Origin of the sequence: Vibrio sp. 10N.222.48.A3 (genome assembly GCF_041475345.1) — a bacterium.
GTDB lineage: Bacteria > Pseudomonadota > Gammaproteobacteria > Enterobacterales > Vibrionaceae > Vibrio > Vibrio tasmaniensis_A.
On the sequence record NZ_JBFRVX010001193.1, the window covers coordinates 1 to 3,144 of the forward strand.

Genomic DNA, 3,144 nt, shown 5'->3' on the forward strand with positions numbered 1-3,144 from the left:
CGATATCCAGCTTAAGGTTGCTGCGCAGACGCTTAGTCGCTTCATCTAGATGTGATTCAAAATCGTACTTAGAGTTTTCAATGGTCATGAAAGGCTGCATTGCAGAGTCTGTAACCAAGAAGCTATCGATAGTAAAATTCTGAGAACCTAACCAGTAGCCTTTCGCTTGTTGACCTGAACCTACACCTTTTAGGTTTGACAGTGTTACCTCTTCACCGGTTTCAAAATCAATTTGAACTGAAGGGATTGAAAGCTCGTAATCAACTTGCCCTAAAACAGTGGCATGGCCAGACAGATTCGATTTCGTGATTGATACCGAAGTACCATTCTCATCAGAACCTTGATGATTGAACTGGCTTAACTCGAAGTTAAAGTCCGTGTTGCCGTTTAGCTCAGTGCTAGTTGTCAGAGTTAGAGGCAGAATATCAGTATTATCAAACGTCGACAGTGCATTCAGGCTCACCAAACCGTGGCTAACCGCACTATTGATGACAAACTCACTCGGCAGCCCATCAATCGCGAGTTGTTCTTTCAGGTTTTCATCGGTCACAGTTAGGCGAGTAGTTACGTTAGAAGACAGGTAACCTCTATCGTACTCCACGATCTCCGCTTGAATGCTTGAATTGTTAAGCTTTGCAACACCATCGGTAATGGCATTTTGTCCAATTTGGCCAACCGCTAGTGGCCAACAAAGTGCCAATGAGATTGCGCCGCCAATTGCACCAATTTTTCTTAACTGTTCCATGAGTTCTCTTTCTACACGTGTCTGTTTTTTTAGTCTAACCCATCAGTAGCAAACAAGAAACATTGAGTTAAATCAGTCTATTGCTCGATACTTCGATTGCCTCAATAAATTAACGGCTAGCTCTCATCCTTATTCGGCGGTTCTTGCTAGGCTAGAGACGTCGCTACTATTAAGGTTGAGCTGTGAATCAATACGCTGTTATCTGTTTGGACAATAATCCGGTTAGCATTGAAAGAATACGTTCGGAGCTGGCTCCGTTGGCTTCTGTATTCGATATTTATACTGCCGAGAACATAGAAGACGCGCATCACGCATTAGAAGATATTCATGATCACAACCAAACTGTAGCCTTGGTGATCACTCATCATCATTCTGAATTTAATGGCGTGCAATTTCTGATTGAACTCGAACAGCTGCCCCATAGTAATACCGCAAGAACGATATTAGTCAGCGCTTCGTCAGACATTCAATCCATTCTAACCGCTGTAAATGAAGGCAGGCTCAACCACTGTCTAACCAAGCCAGTTCAAGATCAGGTTCTATTCAAATCAGCGCAAAAAGAGCTAACGTCTTTTGTCATCCAATACGACTCAGAAAACCTGCTCTCTTACAGCGATGCATTGGATCAACAGCGCTTACTCAGAGCGCACATTGAACAAAAGATTCACTCTTTCCAATCGGGTTTCATTCACGATTACCACCAGCTTTCTGACAATGCCCTTGCTGAGCGTGTCGTCAGTGCTCTGCAGGATGTCTTTTCAAAAGATGATAAAACCAAGGCCATTCGTGATTATTCACCAGAGCATCTGCTGACGGTTGAGGGCGAAGATAATCGCTTTCTTTGGTTAATTATTGAAGGTGAAGCGGCGCTCTATAAAAAAGATGAACTGGGGCAGCAACGCGAAGTTGTGCGTCACTCTAAGGGCAATATTGTCGGAGGGATGTCATTCGTGACGGGTGAGCCTTCGTTCTCTACTGCGATTACTCTGACTCAGACCCAAGTCATCAAACTGGATAAAGATAGCTTTGCTCAGGTGATGCATTCAAACAACACTCTGCTGCCGCTGTTTACCAATCTACTACTCCGTCACTTTAACCGACGATTACAAAGAAGCATCAACAATAAGATCCAGCTTCAGCAAACGCTAGAATCGTTGGAATCTGCACATCAACAATTGATAGAGAAAGAGAAGATGGCGATGCTCGGCCAACTCGTGGCGGGTGTTGCACATGAGTTGAACAACCCGATTGCAGCGATCTTGCGAAGCATTGAAACCTTGTCTGAACATCTCGATCAAATACTCGAGAACTCGGCACTCCCAGAATCCAATAAAGGGACGGATGTATTAGCACAGTCAAAAATGGCGAAGCCACTATCAACAGCTCAAGAAAGACAAATTGTAAAACACCTCACCTCTACTATCGATGACCGCGCGCTAGCTAAAAAAGCCGTAAGACTGAACCTGAGCCAAGACTCTGCGGTTTTAGATACCTTAAAAGACTCCCCTGTCGCAGGCAAAGAGCTGCTCAATGACTTAGAGCATTATCACTATGTTGGAAACTCTATCCGCTCAATTCAAGTTTGCAGCAAACGTATTGCCGATATGGTCAAAAGCCTAAAAAGCTATGCCCGAGAAGATGAAGAGGTCCGCCACTACACAGATATCCACGAAGGGCTTGAAGATACGTTAGTGATCTTTGAAAACAGGCTCAAACATCACCAACTTGAAAAACACTACGACACCGACTTGCCGCTTCTATTGTGCCAGTCGCTCTCGCTGCAACAAGTGTGGACCAACCTTCTCTCTAATGCACTTGATGCTCTTTCAGAGCGAGGCAAAGTCTCTATCACCACGTATCAAGAAACTAAAGGTGACGACACGTTTCTTGTAGTGCAAATATCGGACACTGGACACGGTATCGCCAAAGAAGACATCAACACTATTTTCAACCCAAACTTCACGACCAAAAAAGAAGGCAACTTCGGTTTAGGGATTGGGTTATCCATTTCTCAACAAATCGTTTCGGCTCATCAAGGTTTTATTTTGGTGGAGTCTGAGGTAGGCAGCCATACACACATGCAAGTGTGGCTTCCATTCAAACAAGAAGGAGCACCTCATGAATAAGTACCTAATTTTATGTGTCGATGATGAGCCAGAGGTTCTCAACAGTGTCCTTCAAGATTTAGCACCATTTGAAGACAATTTTATTGTTGAAGGAGCCGAATCGGTCGATGAAGCTAAGCAAGTGATTAAAGAAATGGGACAGGAAGGTATTAAACTCGCCTTAATCTTGTGTGACCACATCATGCCTGACAAAACGGGTATCGATTTTCTTATCGAACTTAACCAGCACGACTCTACAAAGCCAACACGCAAGCTGCTGCTCACCGGGCAAGC

At 44.1% G+C, this 3,144-nt stretch carries 3 protein-coding genes; 2 read left to right on the forward strand and 1 reads right to left on the reverse strand.

Going from position 1 to position 3,144, the window contains the following annotated elements; translation table 11 throughout:
* On the reverse strand, window positions 1-745 hold a 745-nt coding region (locus AB4653_RS24960; RefSeq protein WP_372105570.1), incomplete at its 3' end, for a DUF945 family protein.
* Between the two features lie 182 nt (window positions 746-927).
* On the opposite strand from AB4653_RS24960, the gene AB4653_RS24965 reads away from it, so the two are divergent.
* Together AB4653_RS24965 and AB4653_RS24970 are read left to right on the forward strand one after the other, a co-directional pair.
* Window positions 928-2,871, forward strand: a complete 1,944-nt coding sequence (locus AB4653_RS24965; RefSeq protein ID WP_102258605.1) for an ATP-binding protein — start codon at window positions 928-930, stop codon at window positions 2,869-2,871.
* A partial coding sequence (locus AB4653_RS24970) for a response regulator (protein WP_372105571.1) occupies window positions 2,864-3,144 on the forward strand: 281 nt, incomplete at its 3' end. The genes AB4653_RS24965 and AB4653_RS24970, both read left to right, overlap by 8 nt.